The sequence below is a fragment of the Streptomyces sp. NPDC048331 genome, from assembly GCF_043201215.1.
Lineage (GTDB): Bacteria > Actinomycetota > Actinomycetes > Streptomycetales > Streptomycetaceae > Streptomyces.
In genome coordinates this window covers 175,142-191,025 of the sequence record NZ_JBICYT010000012.1, presented here as the reverse complement: position 1 = coordinate 191,025, position 15,884 = coordinate 175,142, and the positions used below count along the sequence as shown (strand labels likewise).

General features: G+C 72.3%; 12 protein-coding genes. 5 read left to right on the top strand and 7 right to left on the bottom strand.

Translation table 11 applies throughout. The features are described from left to right. Positions 1–43: 43 nt before the first annotated feature. On the bottom strand, positions 44–1,279 hold the full coding sequence (locus ACGFYY_RS19635) for a branched-chain amino acid ABC transporter substrate-binding protein (protein WP_150256965.1): 1,236 nt from the start codon (positions 1,277–1,279) through the stop codon (positions 44–46). 541 nt (positions 1,280–1,820) lie between these two features. Beyond that, positions 1,821–2,234 (bottom strand): hypothetical protein, encoded by a 414-nt coding sequence (locus ACGFYY_RS19630; protein WP_393710874.1) that lies wholly within the window; start codon positions 2,232–2,234, stop codon positions 1,821–1,823. A gap of 195 nt (positions 2,235–2,429) precedes the next feature. Here ACGFYY_RS19630 and ACGFYY_RS19625 point away from each other — a divergent pair, with 195 nt between their 5' ends. Further along, positions 2,430–2,897 carry a hypothetical protein gene (locus ACGFYY_RS19625; RefSeq protein ID WP_393710872.1) on the top strand — a complete coding sequence of 156 codons (468 nt, stop codon included), beginning with the start codon at positions 2,430–2,432 and terminating at the stop codon, positions 2,895–2,897. A gap of 48 nt (positions 2,898–2,945) precedes the next feature. Here ACGFYY_RS19625 and ACGFYY_RS19620 read toward each other — a convergent pair whose 3' ends face one another. Then, entirely contained in the window at positions 2,946–3,419 is a 474-nt protein-coding gene (locus ACGFYY_RS19620) for a hotdog fold thioesterase (RefSeq protein WP_365269284.1), read from the bottom strand. A gap of 54 nt (positions 3,420–3,473) precedes the next feature. Then, the gene (locus ACGFYY_RS19615; RefSeq protein WP_393710869.1) at positions 3,474–5,744 is read right to left on the bottom strand and encodes an FdhF/YdeP family oxidoreductase; all 2,271 of its coding nucleotides are present in this window, start codon (positions 5,742–5,744) and stop codon (positions 3,474–3,476) included. Positions 5,745–6,008: 264 nt separating this feature from the next. Here ACGFYY_RS19615 and polA point away from each other — a divergent pair, with 264 nt between their 5' ends. Next, on the top strand, positions 6,009–8,663 hold the full coding sequence (gene polA, locus ACGFYY_RS19610) for a DNA polymerase I (RefSeq protein ID WP_393710929.1): 2,655 nt from the start codon (positions 6,009–6,011) through the stop codon (positions 8,661–8,663). A 36-nt stretch (positions 8,664–8,699) separates the two neighbouring features. On the opposite strand, the gene ACGFYY_RS19605 is transcribed toward polA, so the two are convergent. Then, positions 8,700–9,560 carry a DUF4184 family protein gene (locus tag ACGFYY_RS19605; RefSeq protein ID WP_393710867.1) on the bottom strand — a complete coding sequence of 287 codons (861 nt, stop codon included), beginning with the start codon at positions 9,558–9,560 and terminating at the stop codon, positions 8,700–8,702. Between the two features lie 194 nt (positions 9,561–9,754). Here ACGFYY_RS19605 and ACGFYY_RS19600 point away from each other — a divergent pair, with 194 nt between their 5' ends. From ACGFYY_RS19600 to ACGFYY_RS19590, 3 genes are all read left to right on the top strand, one after another. Then, on the top strand, positions 9,755–11,011 hold the full coding sequence (locus ACGFYY_RS19600) for a lytic transglycosylase domain-containing protein (RefSeq protein ID WP_393710865.1): 1,257 nt from the start codon (positions 9,755–9,757) through the stop codon (positions 11,009–11,011). A gap of 170 nt (positions 11,012–11,181) precedes the next feature. Then, entirely contained in the window at positions 11,182–11,322 is a 141-nt protein-coding gene (locus ACGFYY_RS19595) for an SPW_0924 family protein (protein WP_106971437.1), read from the top strand. A gap of 14 nt (positions 11,323–11,336) precedes the next feature. Beyond that, complete coding sequence (locus tag ACGFYY_RS19590) at positions 11,337–12,332, top strand: DUF3068 domain-containing protein (protein ID WP_393710863.1); 996 nt, start codon at positions 11,337–11,339, stop codon at positions 12,330–12,332. On the opposite strand, the gene hrpB is transcribed toward ACGFYY_RS19590, so the two are convergent. After that, positions 12,322–14,937: an ATP-dependent helicase HrpB gene (gene hrpB, locus ACGFYY_RS19585; protein WP_393710861.1), complete on the bottom strand. Its 2,616-nt coding sequence runs from the start codon at positions 14,935–14,937 to the stop codon at positions 12,322–12,324. The two genes, ACGFYY_RS19590 and hrpB, sit on opposite strands and share 11 nt — an antisense overlap. Position 14,938: 1 nt before the next feature. Continuing rightward, positions 14,939–15,799: a class I SAM-dependent methyltransferase gene (locus ACGFYY_RS19580; protein ID WP_393710859.1), complete on the bottom strand. Its 861-nt coding sequence runs from the start codon at positions 15,797–15,799 to the stop codon at positions 14,939–14,941. Between the last annotated feature and the right edge of the window lie 85 nt (positions 15,800–15,884).

The following is a 15,884-nucleotide window of genomic DNA, read 5'->3' as shown; positions in this document are numbered from 1 at the left end:
GCGATTGGTTCAGGTGTTACGGGTGGTGCTGGGGACTACGGGCTTACTGGTTGAAGGTGTCGCTCTTGACGTCGACCCACTTGCCGCCCTCGACCTTGTAGACGGTGAGCTGCTTGTTGGTGGTGTCGCCGTACTCGTCGAAGGCGACCTTGCCGGTCACGCCTTCGAAGGAGACCTTGCCGAGTGCCTCGACGACCTTGGCGCGGGCGTCGGTGGGCAGCTTGCCGTTGTTGGCGGCGACGGCGGCCTTGACGGCCTGGATGACGGCCCAGCCGGCGTCGTAGGAGTAGCCACCGTAGGCGGCGTACGGGTCCTTGTAGCCCTCGGCCTTGTAGTCCTCGATGAACTTCTTGGCGGTGTCGAGCTTCTCGACGGGGTAGCCGATGGAGGTGGCGAGGTCGCCCTCGTTGGCCTCACCGGAGGCGCTGATGAAGGCCGGGTCCTGGATGCCGTCGCCGCCCATGAGGGGGACGTTGGCGCCGGTCTTCTTGATCTGGTCGGCGAGGAGGCCGCCCTCGGGGTACTGGCCGCCGAAGTAGACGGAGTCGGCGCCGGAGGACTTGACCTTGTCGGCGGTGGAGGAGAAGTCGGTCTCCTTCACGGTGACGTGGTCGGTGCCGACGACCTCGCCGCCGAGCTTCTTGAACTCCTCGGCGAAGATCGCGGCGAGGCCGGCGCCGTAGGTCTGCTTGTCGTCGACGATGAAGACCTTCTTCTTGCCGGCGTCCTTGAAGAGGTACTGGGCGGCGAACTTGCCCTGGACCACGTCGGTGGCGGCGGTGCGGAAGTAGGTCTTGAAGCCGCGCTTGAACTCGCCCTTGCCCCAGTTGTCGCCCTGGCTGAGCGCGGGGTTGGTGTTGGCGGGGGAGACCTGCGCCAGGTTGGCGGAGGCGAAGACGCCCTGCATCTGCTGGGCGACGCCGGAGTTCAGCGGGCCGACGACGCCGAGGACGTCCTTGTTGCCGACGAGCTTGGTGGCGTTGGCCTGGCCGGAGGCGGGGACGGCCTGGTCGTCGAGGGCCTCGACCTTGAACTCGATGCCCGGGACCTCGTTGTTCTTGTTGGCCGTCTTGGCCGCGAGGTCGACGGAGTTCTTGATGCCCTGGCCGAGCGCGGAGAGCGAGCCCGTGAGCGGGGCGTCCACACCGATGACGACGGTGGTCTTCTTGCCGCCGCCGTTGTCCTTGGAGTCTCCGCCGTCGCGCGATCCGCAAGCGGTGAGGGTCAGTGCTCCCGTGGTGATCACGGTGGTGAGGACGAGCAAAGAACGGTGTCGCACGATTCTTCCTTTCCCTGGCGCGGCTCTCTCGTGAGAGGTGCCGTTAGGTCGCCGGGCCGCACTGGGAGGTCCACGGCCGTGCTGATTGCGCCCTGCGGCGCGGTGACTGGCCGTGACTCTAGGCCCGAGGTGGCGAGCGCGGGGAGCAGGGAAAGGAGGATGTGACGCTCTTGTTATGCCAAGGCCAAGAATGTGTAGCGGGAGTGTGGACAAATCGGACGTTTTCTTACCTTGGTGGGTGTCCGCATCCTGAGAAATACCTGTTCTCCTAAGGGGCTTGAGGCCTTCATGCTCCTGTCTTAGATCATTTTCGGCCGAATGTGGCTGCGCGTGCGCAAAGGAATCCTCCGAGTGGCCTTTCTTAAGGGAAAAGGGGGATTCCGACCCTCATGCGCATTACGCAGAGTGACGGTCAAGAGGGCACTTTCGCAATCGAATGGATCTTGTCGGAGGGGCGACACGGCCCCCGACCTGCGGTTCGCTCGCGCGGGGGTATCTGCCCGGAAGCCGGACACCGCATGCGGGAATGCGGTGACCTCGGTCACGTCGGAGGCCGCCAGTTCTCCGAACTCGTCGTCGCGCCGTCCTCATCGGCGCAGCGCTGCGCGACGAACCGGTCGATCAGCTCAAGTGCCTTGTCCCGTCCGGCAGTTCGCTCTTCGGCGTGCCCGGCGGCGACGGCGTCCTCGTGGATCGCGTACTGGGCGTTGGACAGGCCCTTCTGCTCCCAGTCGAGACCGGACCACGTGGTGCCCAGAAGGGTCTCCTTCGCCCAGTAGGACACGAGGTTCGTGCACACCTGTACGGGCGAGGGCGGGGCGGGCGTGGTGGGGTCGACGGAGGGGCTCGCGGAGCCCGCCGCGGGGGGTGGCGCGGAGGATGAGCATCCGGTCAGGGCGAGCGCCGCGAGGAGGGTGTGGGCGGCGTACCGGGCCGTGCGTGGCATGGTCCCCATGGGGGGACGGTAGGCGGTGACCATCGGTGACACAACAGATGTCACCGCGAAGCGTGCGGACTGGCGGATTCCGGGCGGTTGGCGGGCGCGGTGGCGTCCGGGAATGGGCCAGGGGGCCGGTGGTGCGGTGACGAGCCGGGGCGGGGCCCGCTCCCGCCGGCCGGGCTGCCGCGCGTCGTCCCCTATGCTCCGGCCATGACCGGACCGATGAGCTCGATGGCATGGATCGAATCGGCCTGGCAGGAGCTGGACACCCCCGATGCGGGGCGCCGGGACAGCTGCCTCGAAGTCGTCGATGACGTTCTGCGGACGGGGCTCCTGGCGCACGACGATGCGGTACGGGTCGCCGAGCGCCTTGTCGCGGTCGCGCTCTCCGGCGAGAGCTACGAGCTGCGGGAATCCGCGCTGCACGCACTCTGCACGGCGACCACGCCCTACGAGTTCCCCTATCGGGTGGTCGCACCGCTCGCCGCGGCGGACGGCATGGAACCCCTCCTGCTGGAGTACGTCCTGGGCGTCCTCGGTTCCACGGGGGACCGGGCGGCGCTCCCGGCCGTCGAGCGATTCCTGCGCCACCCCCACACGGGGGTGCGTCGGGAGGCGGCGGACGCGGTGAGGGAACTGCGCCGGCGCCCGCGTCCCGACCGGGAAGGGACCGCCTGAGCCCCGGGGCCCGGGCGGTCCTGCGTCACGGCACCCGGGCCGGCCGGGTCAGGCGCCGGCGGCGGCCGGGTCGGCGTCGCGCAGCAGGCAGGTCAGGCGGGCGGTGCAGATCCGCTTGTCCTGCTCGTCGGTGATGACGATCTCGAAGGTGGTCGTCGAGCGGCCGCGGTGGACCGGGGTGGCGACGCCGGTGACGATGCCGGAGCGGGCGCCGCGGTGGTGGGTGCAGTTCAGGTCCACGCCGACGGCGATCTTGGTGATGCCGCCGTGCATCATGGCGCCGACCGAGCCGAGGGTCTCGGCCAGCACGGCGGAGGCCCCGCCGTGCAGGAGCCCGTACGGCTGGGTGTTGCCCTCGACGGGCATGGTGCCGACGACGCGGTCGGCGGAGGCCTCCAGGATGCGGATGTCCATCCGCTCGCCGAGGTGTCCCGCCGAGAACAGCGAGGGCAGGTCGATGCCCAGGGCCGCGTACTCGTCGAGGACCTCCTGCGGGAACTTCACTGCGTGCTGCTCGCCCATGGTCAGGCTCCGTTCGTCAACGATCGTTAACCATCTTGTCCTGAGGTCGTTCTATCAGGCCGGTTCGAAGCGCACGACGACGGACTTGCTGGCGGGGGTGTTGCTGGTGTCCGCGGTGGAGTCGAGCGGGACCAGTACGTTCGTCTCGGGGTAGTAGGCGGCCGCGCAGCCCCGGGCGGTGGGGTAGTGCACGACGCGGAAGCCGGGCGCGCGCCGCTCGACGCCGTCCTTCCACTCGCTGACCAGGTCCGTGTACGAGCCGTCGGCCAGGCCCAGCTCGGCGGCGTCCTCGGGGTTGACCATGACGACGCGGCGACCGCCGGTGATGCCGCGATAGCGGTCGTCGAGGCCGTAGATCGTGGTGTTGTACTGGTCGTGGCTGCGCAGGGTCTGCAGGAGCAGCCGACCCGCCGGGACGCGCGGGTACTCCACGGGCGCGGCGGTGAAATTGGCCTTGCCGGTCTTCGTCGGGAAGCGGCGCTCGTCGCGCGGGGCGTGCGGGAGCTGGAAGCCGGCGGGGCGGGCGACGCGGGCGTTGAAGTCCTCGAAGCCGGGGACCACGCGGGAGATCCGGTCGCGGATCGAGGCGTAGTCCCGCTCGAACTCCTCCCACGGGGTGGCGGAGGCCGGGCCGAGGACGGCGCGGGCCATGCGGGCGACGATCGCGGGCTCGGAGAGCAGGTGCGGGGAGGCCGGGGGGAGGTTGCCGCGGGAGGCGTGGACCATGCCCATGGAGTCCTCGACGGTCACGAACTGCTTGCCGCTCGCCTGTACGTCCTTGTCGGTACGGCCGAGGGTGGGCAGGATCAGGGCCCGCCGGCCGGTGACCGCGTGGGAGCGGTTGAGCTTGGTGGAGACGTGCACGGTCAGGGCGGCCTTGCGGATGGCGGCCTCGGTGACCTCGGTGTCAGGGGTGGCGCCGACGAAGTTGCCGCCCATCGCGAAGAGGACCTTGGCCTTGCCGTCGCGCAGCGCCTGGATGGAGCGGACCACGTCGTAGCCGTGCCCGCGCGGCGAGGTGATGCCGAATTCCTTGTCGAGGGCGTCGAGGAAGGCGGGCGCGGGGCGCTCGAAGATCCCCATGGTGCGGTCGCCCTGCACGTTGGAGTGGCCGCGGACGGGGCAGACGCCGGCGCCGGGGCGGCCGATGTTGCCGCGCAGCAGGAGGAGGTTGACGACCTCGCGGATGGTGGCGACGGCGTGCTTGTGCTGGGTGAGGCCCATGGCCCAGCAGATGATGGTGCGCTTCGAGGCCAGGATCATGGCCAGCGCCCGCTCGATCTCGGGGCGGGTCAGGCCCGTCGCGGTGAGGGTCTCGTCCCAGTCGGCTTCCTTCGCGGCGGCCACGAGTTCCTCGTAGCCGTGGGTGTGCTCGCGGACGAAGGCCTCGTCGGTGGCGCCGTCCGTCTCGATGACGAGCTTGTTGAGGAGGCGGAAGAGGGCCTGGTCGCCGCCGATGCGGATCTGCAGGAAGAGGTCGTTGAGGGCGGTGCCCTTGAGCATGCCGACGGGGGTCTGCGGGTTCTTGAACCGCTCCATCCCGGCCTCGGGCAGCGGGTTCACCGAGATGATCTTCGCGCCGGCGGTCTTGGCCTTCTCCAGGGCGGAGAGCATGCGCGGGTGGTTGGTGCCCGGGTTCTGCCCGGCGACGATGATCAGGTCGGCCTGGTGGAGGTCTTCGAGGGAGACGCTGCCCTTGCCGATGCCGATGGTCTCGGTCAGCGCGGAGCCCGAGGACTCGTGGCACATGTTCGAGCAGTCCGGCAGGTTGTTGGTGCCGAACTCGCGGGCGAAGAGCTGGAAGAGGAACGCGGCCTCGTTGCTGGTGCGGCCCGAGGTGTAGAAGAGGGCCTCGTCGGGGGAGGCGAGGGCGGTCAACTCCTCGGCGATGATCGCGAAGGCCTTCTCCCAGCCGACCGCCTCGTAGCGGTCGGCGCCCTCGGGGAGGTACATCGGCTCGGTGATGCGGCCCTGCTGGCCCAGCCAGTAGCCGGAGCGCGTGGCGAGATCGGTCAGCGGGTGCGCGGCGAAGAACGCGGGGGTGACCCGGCGCAGCGTGGCCTCCTCCGCGACGGCCTTGGCGCCGTTCTCGCAGAACTCGGCCGTGTGCCGCTTGTCGCCTTCGGGCCAGGCGCAGCCCGGGCAGTCGAAGCCGTTCTTCTGGTTGACCTTGAGCAGGGTGCGCGCGGTGCGGGTGACGCCCATCTGCTGCTGGGCGATCCGCAGGGTGTGCCCGATCGCGGGCAGGCCGGCGGCCGCGTGCTTGGGCGGTGTGACCTGCGGTGCGTCCTGTACCGGATCGCCTGTGGGCGGCTTGGTCGCCATCGCGCTCCCCTTCGAGCGTGCGTACATGTGCGGCACGGGTGGCCGCGTGTTTCGATCCTTGCACGACCCACGGGTATCGGGGGAGCGCGGTCCGGTGTTCTCGCCCTCGGGCTGGTGCGCCGGGGGCGGCCGGTGGGGAGGATGCGCCGGGGGAGGCGACGGGCCGGAATTGTCGGTGGGGGCGCCTAGGATCGGGGCGTGGCAGATTCATCAGCGAAGAAGACCGACCAGCCGCCCGCAGCGGACCGTCCCCGCCTGATGCTCATGGACGGGCACTCCCTGGCCTACCGGGCGTTCTTCGCGCTGCCCGCGGAGAACTTCACGACCGCGACGGGGCAGCCGACCAACGCCATCTACGGGTTCGCGTCGATGCTCGCGAACACGCTGCGCGACGAGGCGCCCACGCACTTCGCGGTGGCGTTCGACGTCTCCCGCAAGACGTGGCGCTCGACGGAGTTCCCCGAGTACAAGGCGAACCGCTCCAAGACCCCCGACGAGTTCAAGGGGCAGGTCGAGCTGATCGGCGAGCTGCTCGACGCGATGCACGTGCCGCGCTTCGCCGTCGACGGCTTCGAGGCCGACGACGTGATCGCGACGCTGGCCACGCAGGCCGAGGCGGCCGGCTTCGACGTGCTGATCGTCACCGGTGACCGGGACTCCTTCCAGCTCGTCTCCGAACACACCACCGTCCTCTACCCGACCAAGGGCGTCTCCGAGCTCACCCGGTTCACCCCGGAGAAGGTCGAGGAGAAGTACGGGCTCACCCCGCAGCAGTACCCGGACTTCGCGGCGCTGCGCGGCGACCCGTCCGACAACCTGCCGGGCATCCCGGGCGTCGGCGAGAAGACCGCGGCCAAGTGGATCACCCAGTTCGGGTCGTTCGCGGAGCTCGTGGAGCGCGCCGAAGAGGTCAAGGGCAAGGCCGGGCAGAACTTCCGGGACCACCTGGAGGCCGTCAAGCTCAACCGGGTCCTGACCGAGATGGTCAAGGACGTCGAGCTGCCCAAGGCCCCGGCCGACCTGGTCCGCGCCCCCTACGACCGGACCGCCATGCTCGGCGTGCTGGACGTGCTGGAGATCCGCAACGCCTCGCTGCGCGAGCGACTGCTCGCCGTGGACCCGGGCGCGGCCGTGGAGGAGGCCCCGGCCCCGGCGGCCGGGGTGGAGCTGGACGCCTCGGTGCTGGGCACCGGCGAGCTCGCGCCGTGGCTGGAGAGCCACGCGGGCGGGCCGCTGGGCATCGCGACCGTCGACAGCTGGGCGCTCGGCCAGGGCAATGTCACCGAGATCGCGCTGGCCGCGGCCGGTGGCGCCGCCGCCTGGTTCACGCCCGCCGAGCTGGACGAGGCGGACGAGCGGGCCTTCGCGGCCTGGGCCGCCGACGCGGCGAAGCCCAAGGTCGTGCACAACGCCAAGGGCCTGATGCGGGTCTTCCCCGAGCACGGCTGGACGCTGGTCGGCGTGGCCATGGACACCGCGCTCGCCGCCTACCTGGTCAAGCCGGGACGGCGGTCCTTCGCCCTGGACGCCCTGTCCATGGAGTACCTGCACCATGAGCTGGCGCCCGCCGCCGCCGACGGCCAGCTGGCCTTCGGTGCCGACGAGACCGCCGAGGCCGAGGCCCTGATGGCGCAGGCCCGCGCCGTCCTGGACCTGGGCGACGCCTTCACGGACAAGCTCGCCGAGGTGGGCGCCGCGGAGCTGCTCCACGACATGGAGCTGCCGACCTCCGAACTCCTCGCCCGGATGGAGCGGTCCGGCATCGCCGCCGACCGCGAGCACCTGGAGGCCATGGAGCAGCAGTTCGCGGGCGCCGTGCAGCAGGCCGTGAAGGAGGCGCACGCCACCGTCGGCCACGAGTTCAACCTCGGCTCGCCCAAGCAGCTCCAGGAGGTGTTCTTCGGCGAGCTCGACCTGCCGAAGACGAAGAAGACCAAGACCGGTTACACCACGGACGCGGACGCGCTGGCCTGGCTGGCCACGCAGACCGACCACGAACTTCCGGTGATCATGCTGCGGCACCGGGAGCAGGCCAAGCTGCGCGTCACCGTCGAGGGCCTGGTCAAGACCATCGCCGCCGACGGCCGGGTGCACACCAGCTTCAGCCAGACCGTCGCCGCGACCGGCCGACTGTCCTCCACCGACCCCAACCTGCAGAACGTGCCGGTGCGGACCGACGAGGGGCGCGCCATCCGCCGCGGCTTCGTCGTCGGCGAGGGCTTCGAGTCCCTCATGACCGCCGACTACAGCCAGATCGAGCTGCGCGTCATGGCCCACCTCTCCGAGGACGAGGGCCTGATCGAGGCCTTCGCGACCGGCGAGGACCTGCACACCACGGTCGCCTCCCAGGTGTTCGGCGTGGAGCGGTCCGCGGTCGACGCCGAGATGCGCCGCAAGATCAAGGCCATGTCGTACGGACTGGCCTATGGGCTCTCCGCGTTCGGTCTCGCCCAGCAGCTGAACATCGAGCCCGCCGAGGCGCGCGGCCTGATGGAGACCTTCTTCGAGCGGTTCGGCGGGGTCCGGGACTACCTCGGCCGGGTCGTCGACGAGGCCCGTGCCACCGGATACACGGCGACGATCTTCGGCCGCCGCCGGTACCTGCCCGACCTCAACAGCGACAACCGCCAGCGCCGCGAGGCCGCCGAGCGGATGGCGCTCAACGCCCCCATCCAGGGCACCGCCGCCGACATCGTCAAGGTCGCGATGCTGCGCGTGGACAAGGCCATCGTCGAGGCCGGACTGCGCTCGCGGATGCTGCTCCAGGTCCACGACGAAATCGTGCTGGAGATCGCCCCGGGCGAGCGCGAGCAGGTCGAGGAGCTGGTGCGGCGCGAGATGGGCGCCGCCGTCGAGCTCCGGGCGCCGCTGGACGTGTCGGTGGGCGTCGGCCCGGACTGGGAGTCCGCCGCGCACTGATCGCCGTCCGGCAGGCCCGGCGCCCGTCCCCGCCGCTCAGGCGGTGGGGACGGGCGTTCGTGTCTCCTCGTCCGCGGGGCGCCCGGTCCGGTCGCGCCGGTGCCGCAGCCGCACGAGGACCCCGTAGACCAGCAGCGCCACGATCAGGCCGCCGCCCGCGCCGAAACAGAGGGTCGGGATGATGTCGAGCGGCGTACGGATGCGGTCGAAGAAGTCGAAGAAGCGGAACACGCGCCGGGTGGCCCCGGCCGCCACGCACACCACCAGCAGGACGAGCGCACCCCGGAGTTCGGCGCGGGAGAGCACCGGCACGGCCGCGGGCGCCGGGAGGGTGGGCAGCCGGCGCAGGGCGGTCACCGTGAACCAGAGCAGGGCACAAGCGGCGACGGCCGAAGTGCCGTACTGGAGGAAGGAGTAGCCCGGCAGGCCGTAGGCGAGCGGCTCGGCGAGATCGGGTAGCGCGTTCGTGCCCCAGCGGTCGTGGTGCGTGAAACTGTCCCAACCCACATGGGTGAGGGAACCGACGACCGCCGAGACGTAGAACCAGCAGACGAGCGCCGCCGGCCGGGGCCGCTCACGCCAGGCCTCGCCCCGCACGAAGGCGTGCACCCTGCCCTGCCGGCCGCGCGGCAGGAGCGCGACGAGCGGCTCGCGCAGCAGGAGCCAGAAGCCCACCAGGACGGCGGTCAGTACGGCGTCCAGCGTGAAGACGCCCGGGAGCGAGTGCGTGAAGGCCCCGTACGTCAGCACGCCTTCGACGACCGCGTCCGTGAAGTAGAAGGTGTCGGGCGCGAACGACCCGAGGACGAGCGCCGAGGCGACGAGGGGACCCCGCGCACGCCCGGTCCGACGGATGGCCGGAAGTACGGCGGCCGCGTGGCTGAGAGTGAACGGCATGGCACCTCTCCTACGTGTTCCTGCGTATTCCTGTGGACGTTCCTTACTTCGGGCCAATGCTCCCGAAGGGTCCGGACAGTATGCGTGAGCTGCTCCGGAACGTGGGGATCCGGTGAATACCCGCCCACCTTGCGTGCTGTGTGCAGGGAGTTGACGTAGGGTCACGCGGACGTCGAGGGGGAGGGGTCCGACCCATGTCGGCTCGAATATTCGGACGCAGGCTGCGCAGGGGAACGACGGCCGCCGTGGTCTCCGCTCTGGTGGTCGCGGCGGTGACCGCGTCCCAGGGCCCGGTGGGCGGGAGCACAGACCGGCTCTCCACCGCCGGGGAGAATCTCGCGGAGCCGCCGCGCGCCGCGGACACGGCGGGCGGCGACTCCGCCTACTTCACCGACCTCCCGCCGCTGGTGCCCCCGCGGCCACCGGAGGTACCACTGCCGGAGCAGCCGCAGCCACCGGCGCAGGCGCCGACGACTCCCGAGGCCGCCGCCGCGGTACCGGTCGTGACCGGGCCCGCGGAAGGGGCCCAGGGGATACCGGCGAGCGTGCTGGCCGCGTACCTGGGCGCGGAGAAGACCGTCGGGAGGAGCGACCCCGGCTGCGGACTGCGCTGGCAACTCCTCGCGGCCATCGGCAAGGTGGAGTCCGGACAGGCGCGCGGTGGGCAGGTCGATCCGGCGGGGACCACACTGCGGCCGATCCTGGGCCCCGTGCTCGACGGCAACGGCTTCGCGAACATCTCCGACACGGACGGCGGGGCCTACGACGGCGACTCCCGCTACGACCGGGCGGTCGGTCCGATGCAGTTCATCCCCTCCACGTGGGCGACGTGGGGCCAGGACGCGGACGGCGACGGCCGCCGCAACCCGAACAACGTGCACGACGCGGCCCTCGCGGCCGGCCGGTACCTGTGCGCGGGCAGCCGCGACCTGCGGGTCGACGCGGACCTGGACCGGGCCGTGCTCTCCTACAACCGGTCCACGGAGTACCTGCTCACGGTGCGGTCCTGGTTCACGTACTACCTGAAGGGGACGCACGCGGTGCCGGACCGACCGGGCACGGGTACGCCCACGCCCGCGGAGCCCGGCCCGAAGCCGACGCCGACTCCGACCCCGGATCCGAAGCCGACGCCCACCCCGACTCCCACCCCGACGCCCACGCCCACGCCGACTCCCACCCCTACGCCTACGCCCACGCCGACTCCCACCCCTACGCCTACCCCGACGCCGGAACCGAAGCCCACGCCGACTCCTACGCCGACGCCGACGCCGACGCCGACGCCGACGCCGACGCCGACGCCGACGCCGAAGCCCACGCCGACCCCGACGCCGACCCCCACGCCCACCCCGTCCGCGTCGCCCAGCCGTACCCCGGCGTCCACGGCCACCCCGAAGCCGGCCCGCACGCCGTCGCCGTCGCCGTCCGCGTCCACGTCCGCATCCGCCCGCTGACCGGTCCCGGCCGCACCGTTCGACCGACCTCGCTCGCGCCACCCGTGAAGCCACCCGCCGCCGCGGCGGGTGGCGTCACGTCGATCAGTGCGCCGGGGACGTTCTCATCTCGCCTCCGCATTGCTACGGTGCCCCATCTCTGACGCCTCATCAGATTTCGGAGCCCCGGCATGCGCGCATTCGTCGCCGCCGTCATCGGCCTCGCGGCCGCGCTGGCCCTCGTGTTCGCCATCACGGCGTTCGGGGTGCCCGAAGGCGAGACCTCACCAAAGCCCCTGCTCACCACCGCGCCCCCCGCGCCCGGAAAGTAGAGGAGGGCCCGGCCGTGCGACGCAGAGCGAGCCTTGTCCTGCTGGCCCTTGCCGTGTTCTGCGCAGCCCTCGCGCCACTGCTGCGCTGGTACGCGTATCCCCGCCTCGCCAAGATCCCGCCGAACCAGTACCAGGAGATGGTCCTGGAGGCGAAGGACGCGACGCTCCTCGACTACACCGGCGGCATGCAGCCCAAGAAGGTCGACAAGGTCACCATCGTCCAGACCCTCAAGGGCAACGTGGAGGCGTCCCAGGAGATAGAGGCGAGCGCGGGCAAGGACGTCGTCGTCTGGGACACGCTCTCCTACATCATCGGCCCCGACGGGAAGATGGTCTCCCAGATCCCCGAGCGCTACATCTTCGACGCGCACACCCAGGACCCGGTCCACGCCACCGGGGAGATGGTCGACGGGGACCCGGTCAAGCGTGAGGGCATCGAGTTCAAGTGGCCCTTCTTCACCGAGCCGCGCGACTACCTGTACTTCGACGCGCAGACCCGCACCTCCTCACCGATCCACTACGTCGGACCGCGCACGTTCAAAGGCATGGATGTCTACTACTTCGAGCAGACCGTCCCCTGGACCAAGGTCCCCATGCCCAAGAAGATGCCGATCGAGGGCATCGACCCGGCGACGATCGAGGCGGCCACCGGCACCACCCTCTGGTACACGACCAAGGCGAGGTTCTGGGTCGACCCGGTGACCGGTGCGCCCGTCAACGCCGAGCAGGACATCCAGCAGGAGATGCGCGGCGGCATCGCGGCCGGCGGCCCCGACGGCAAGCTCACCGCCTTCGCCGGACACGTCACCATGCGCGAGGACTACTCCGACCACACCGTCGACCTCGTCAAGGCGAACCGTACGAAGGTCCTCGCGCTGCACACCTACGCGCCGATCGGCCTGGCCACCGGCGGGCTCGTCCTGCTCGGCGCCGCCCTGTGGCTGGAGGCCCGCGGCCGCCGCGTACGGGAGGCGGAGGCCGTGACGCGGGCGGACGGGGTCAGCGCCTGAGCCGGGCGTTGGTGTGCCGGGTGGGCTCGGCGGTGGCCGGGTCCTCCGGCCAGGGGTGCTTGGGATAGCGCCCGCGCAGCTCCGCGCGCACGGCCCGGTACCCGCCCTGCCAGAAGGAGGCGAGGTCGGCCGTGACGGCGGCGGGCCGGCCGGCGGGCGACAGCAGGTGCACCAGTACCGGTACGCCCGCCACCCGCGGGGTCTCGGCCAGCCCGAACAGCTCCTGCAACTTCACGGCGAGCACCGGTTGGCCGTGCTCGGCGGAGTAGTCCACCCGGATGCGGGACCCGCTGGGCACCTCCAGGCGTTCCGGAGCCAGCTCGTCCAGCCGGACGGCCTCCCCGGTGGCCCACGGCAGCAGCCGGTTCAGGGCCTGCCCGGCGTCGATCCGTCCGAGGTCGGCGCGGCGCCGGGCCCGCGACAGCTCGGGCTCCAGCCAGTCGTCGGCGCGCTCCAGCAGGGCCCGGTCCTCGGCCACGTCGGGCCAGGCGCCGCCGAGCGTGCGGTGCAGGAACCCGAGGCGGGCCCGGAGCATCAGCGCGTCCGCGGACCAGCGCAGCAGGCCGAGCCCCTCGGCCCGCAACCCGTCGAGGAGGGCGGCCCGCACGAGCCCGGGATCGGGCGTACGCAGCGGACGTACGGCCAGTTCGATCGCCCCGAGGCGCTCGGCGGCGCGGGCGACCACGTCGCCGTCCTCCCAGTGGACCTCTTCCCCCGAGGCGAGCAGGTGTCCGGCGGCGACCCGGGCGGTGTCCTCGTCGACGACGGCGCCGAGCCGGACCCGGGCGGACGCGGAATGCGGGGGCCGGTCGGCGACGGCGACGGCCAGCCAGGGCGCGCTGCGCAGCCGCGAGCCGTCGCCGAGCTCGGCCGCGGTGCCGGACGCCATCAGGAAGGCCCCCTCGCCCCTGGCCTTCGCCACCCGCTCGGGGAAGGCCAAGGCCGCGACCAGGCCCGCGGCGGCATCGTCGGGCGCGGCTCCGGCCCCGGCCCCGGCTCCGGCCCCGACCCCGGCCCCGGCCCCCGCCCTGGTTCCGGTTTCGGCCCCGGCCCCGGTTCCGGCGGTGCGTCCCGTGGGGGAAACGGCACGCTCCAGCCGCCGGGCCTCCGCGCGCCAGCGGGCCGCGTAACCGTCGTCGCCGCCCGCGCGGGCCCGCCGCCACGCGCCGGCCAGGTCGTCCCCGTACTCCCGCGGCGGCTCCTCGCTCAGCAGGGCCACCACCTCCGCTGCCCGCCGGGCACCGAGCGCGGCCGAGCCGTCCAGCAGGGCCCGGGCCAGCCGCGGGTGCAGCCCCAGCCGGGCCATCCGCTGCCCGCGCGCGGTGACCGCGCCGGCCGGGGACGCCGCGCCGACAGCCACCAGCACCTCGCGCGCCGCGGCCATGGCCCCGGTCGGCGGCGGGTCCGACAAGGCCAGCCCGGCCGCGTCCGGGTCACCCCAGCACGCCGCCTGCAGGGCGAACTGCGCCAGGTCGGCGATGCGGATCTCCGGCGAGGGGAACGCGGCCAGCCGGCCGTCCTCCGCCTCGGCCCAGCACCGGTACACCGTGCCCGGGGCCTCCCGCCCGGCCCGCCCCGCCCGCTGCCGCCCGGCCGCGCGGGACGCCCGTACGGTCGCCAGCGCGCCCAGCCCCCGCGCGTGGTCCACCCGGGGCTCGCGGGCCAGCCCGGAGTCCACCACCACGCGCACCCCGGGCACGGTCAGGCTCGACTCCGCCACGGCGGTGGACAGGATCACCCTGCGGTGATCGGCGACGGAGAGCGCCGCGTCCTGCACCGCCGCCGGGGCCCGGCCGTGGATCTGCAGCACCTCCGCGTCCACCCCGCCCAGCTGCCCGGCGACCCGGGCGATCTCACCGACACCGGGCAGGAAGCACAGGACGTCGCCGTCGCGTTCCGCCAGCGCCCGCCGCACCACCGAGGCCACGTGCGTCAGCTGCGCCGGATCCACCCGCATGCCGTGCCGGGGCCGTACCGGCCGGGCCGGCGGGGCCCAGACCGTCTCCACGGGGTACGAGACCCCCGCGGCCGCCACCACCGGCGCGCCGCCCGGGCTTCCCCGGCCGAGAAGGTGGGCCCAGCCGGCGGCGTCCGTCGTCGCCGAGGCCGCCACCAGCCGCAGCTCCGGGCGCAGGGTCTCGCGTACGTCGAGGAGGAAGGCGGCGACGGTGTCGGCGTCCAGGTGCCGCTCGTGGCACTCGTCCAGGATCACCACGTCGACCCCGGTCAGCTCCTGGTCGCGCTGGAGCCGCTGGAGCAGTACCCCGGTGGTCACCACCTCGACGGCGGTGTCCGGGCCGACGACCCGTTCCCCGCGCACGGTGAAGCCCACCGTGCCGCCGACCTGTTCGCCCAGCAGCCAGGCCATCCGGCGCGCCGCGGCCCGGGCGGCGATCCGCCGGGGCTCGGCGACGACCACCCGGCGCCGTGGCCCGCCGCCCGGCCCGCCACCCACGAGTCCGGCCAGGACCAGCGGCACCAGCGTGGTCTTGCCGGTGCCGGGCGGGGCGCAGAGCACCGCCGTGCCGTGGTCGTCCAGCGCCGAGACGAGCGCGGGCACGGCCTCCCGTACGGGCAGGGCGTCGAGGGCGGCGGTACGGATCACGTCAGTCGCGCTCGCAGACGAAGATCGCGGTGCCCGGGATCAGGTTGCCGCGCAGCGGGGACCATCCGCCCCACTCCTGGCTGTTCCATTCCGGCCACTCGGGTTCGACCAGGTCGAGCAGGCGGAAGCCGCCCGCCACCACGTCGCGGACCCGGTCGCCGATCGTGCGGTGGTGCTCCACATAGACGGCGCGGCCCCGCTCGTCCTGCTCCACGTACGCGGTGCGGTCGAAGTAGGAGGCGGCGACGGACAGTCCCTCGGGTCCGGGCTCGTCCGGGAAGGCCCAGCGGACGGGGTGGGTCACGGAGAAGACCCAGCGACCGCCGGGGCGCAGTACGCGGTGCACCTCGCGCATGACGTTGACGGGGTCGGCGACGAAGGGGACGGCGCCGTAGGCGGAGCAGGCCAGGTCGAAGGTGCCGGCGCGGAAGGGCAGCTTTCCGGCGTCCGCCTCGACCAGCAGGGCCCTCGGCACATCGCTGCCGCCGATGCGCAGGGCGTGCTGGAGCTGGCGGTGGGAGAGGTCGAGGGCGACCGGGCGGGCGCCCTGGGCGGCCAGCCAGCGCGAGCACTGGGCGGCGCCGGCGCCGATCTCCAGGATGTCCTTGTCCCGGAGGGAGGCGACGGGGCCGAGGAGGGCCGCCTCCGCCTCGTCCAGGCCCTCGGGTCCCCAGACGAAGCGGTCGTCCCCGAGGAAGGCGCCGTGGTCGTTCTGGTACTCGTCGGCGTTGCGGTCCCACCAGCTGCGGCTCGCACGGCTGCTCTCCGCTTCCCCCGCGTCACGCCGGGTGGCCTCGGGGTCGTCCCCGGATACCGGATCGGCTTCGTGTGCTACTTCGGAGGCGTAGTCCTCTTGGTTCATGGGGCCCGTCGTCGTAGTCTGCGAATGTCTTGGGAATGTGGCAGGAAGCGCCATGAAGGCCTTCCCGCCCATGAATTGTGCCGGT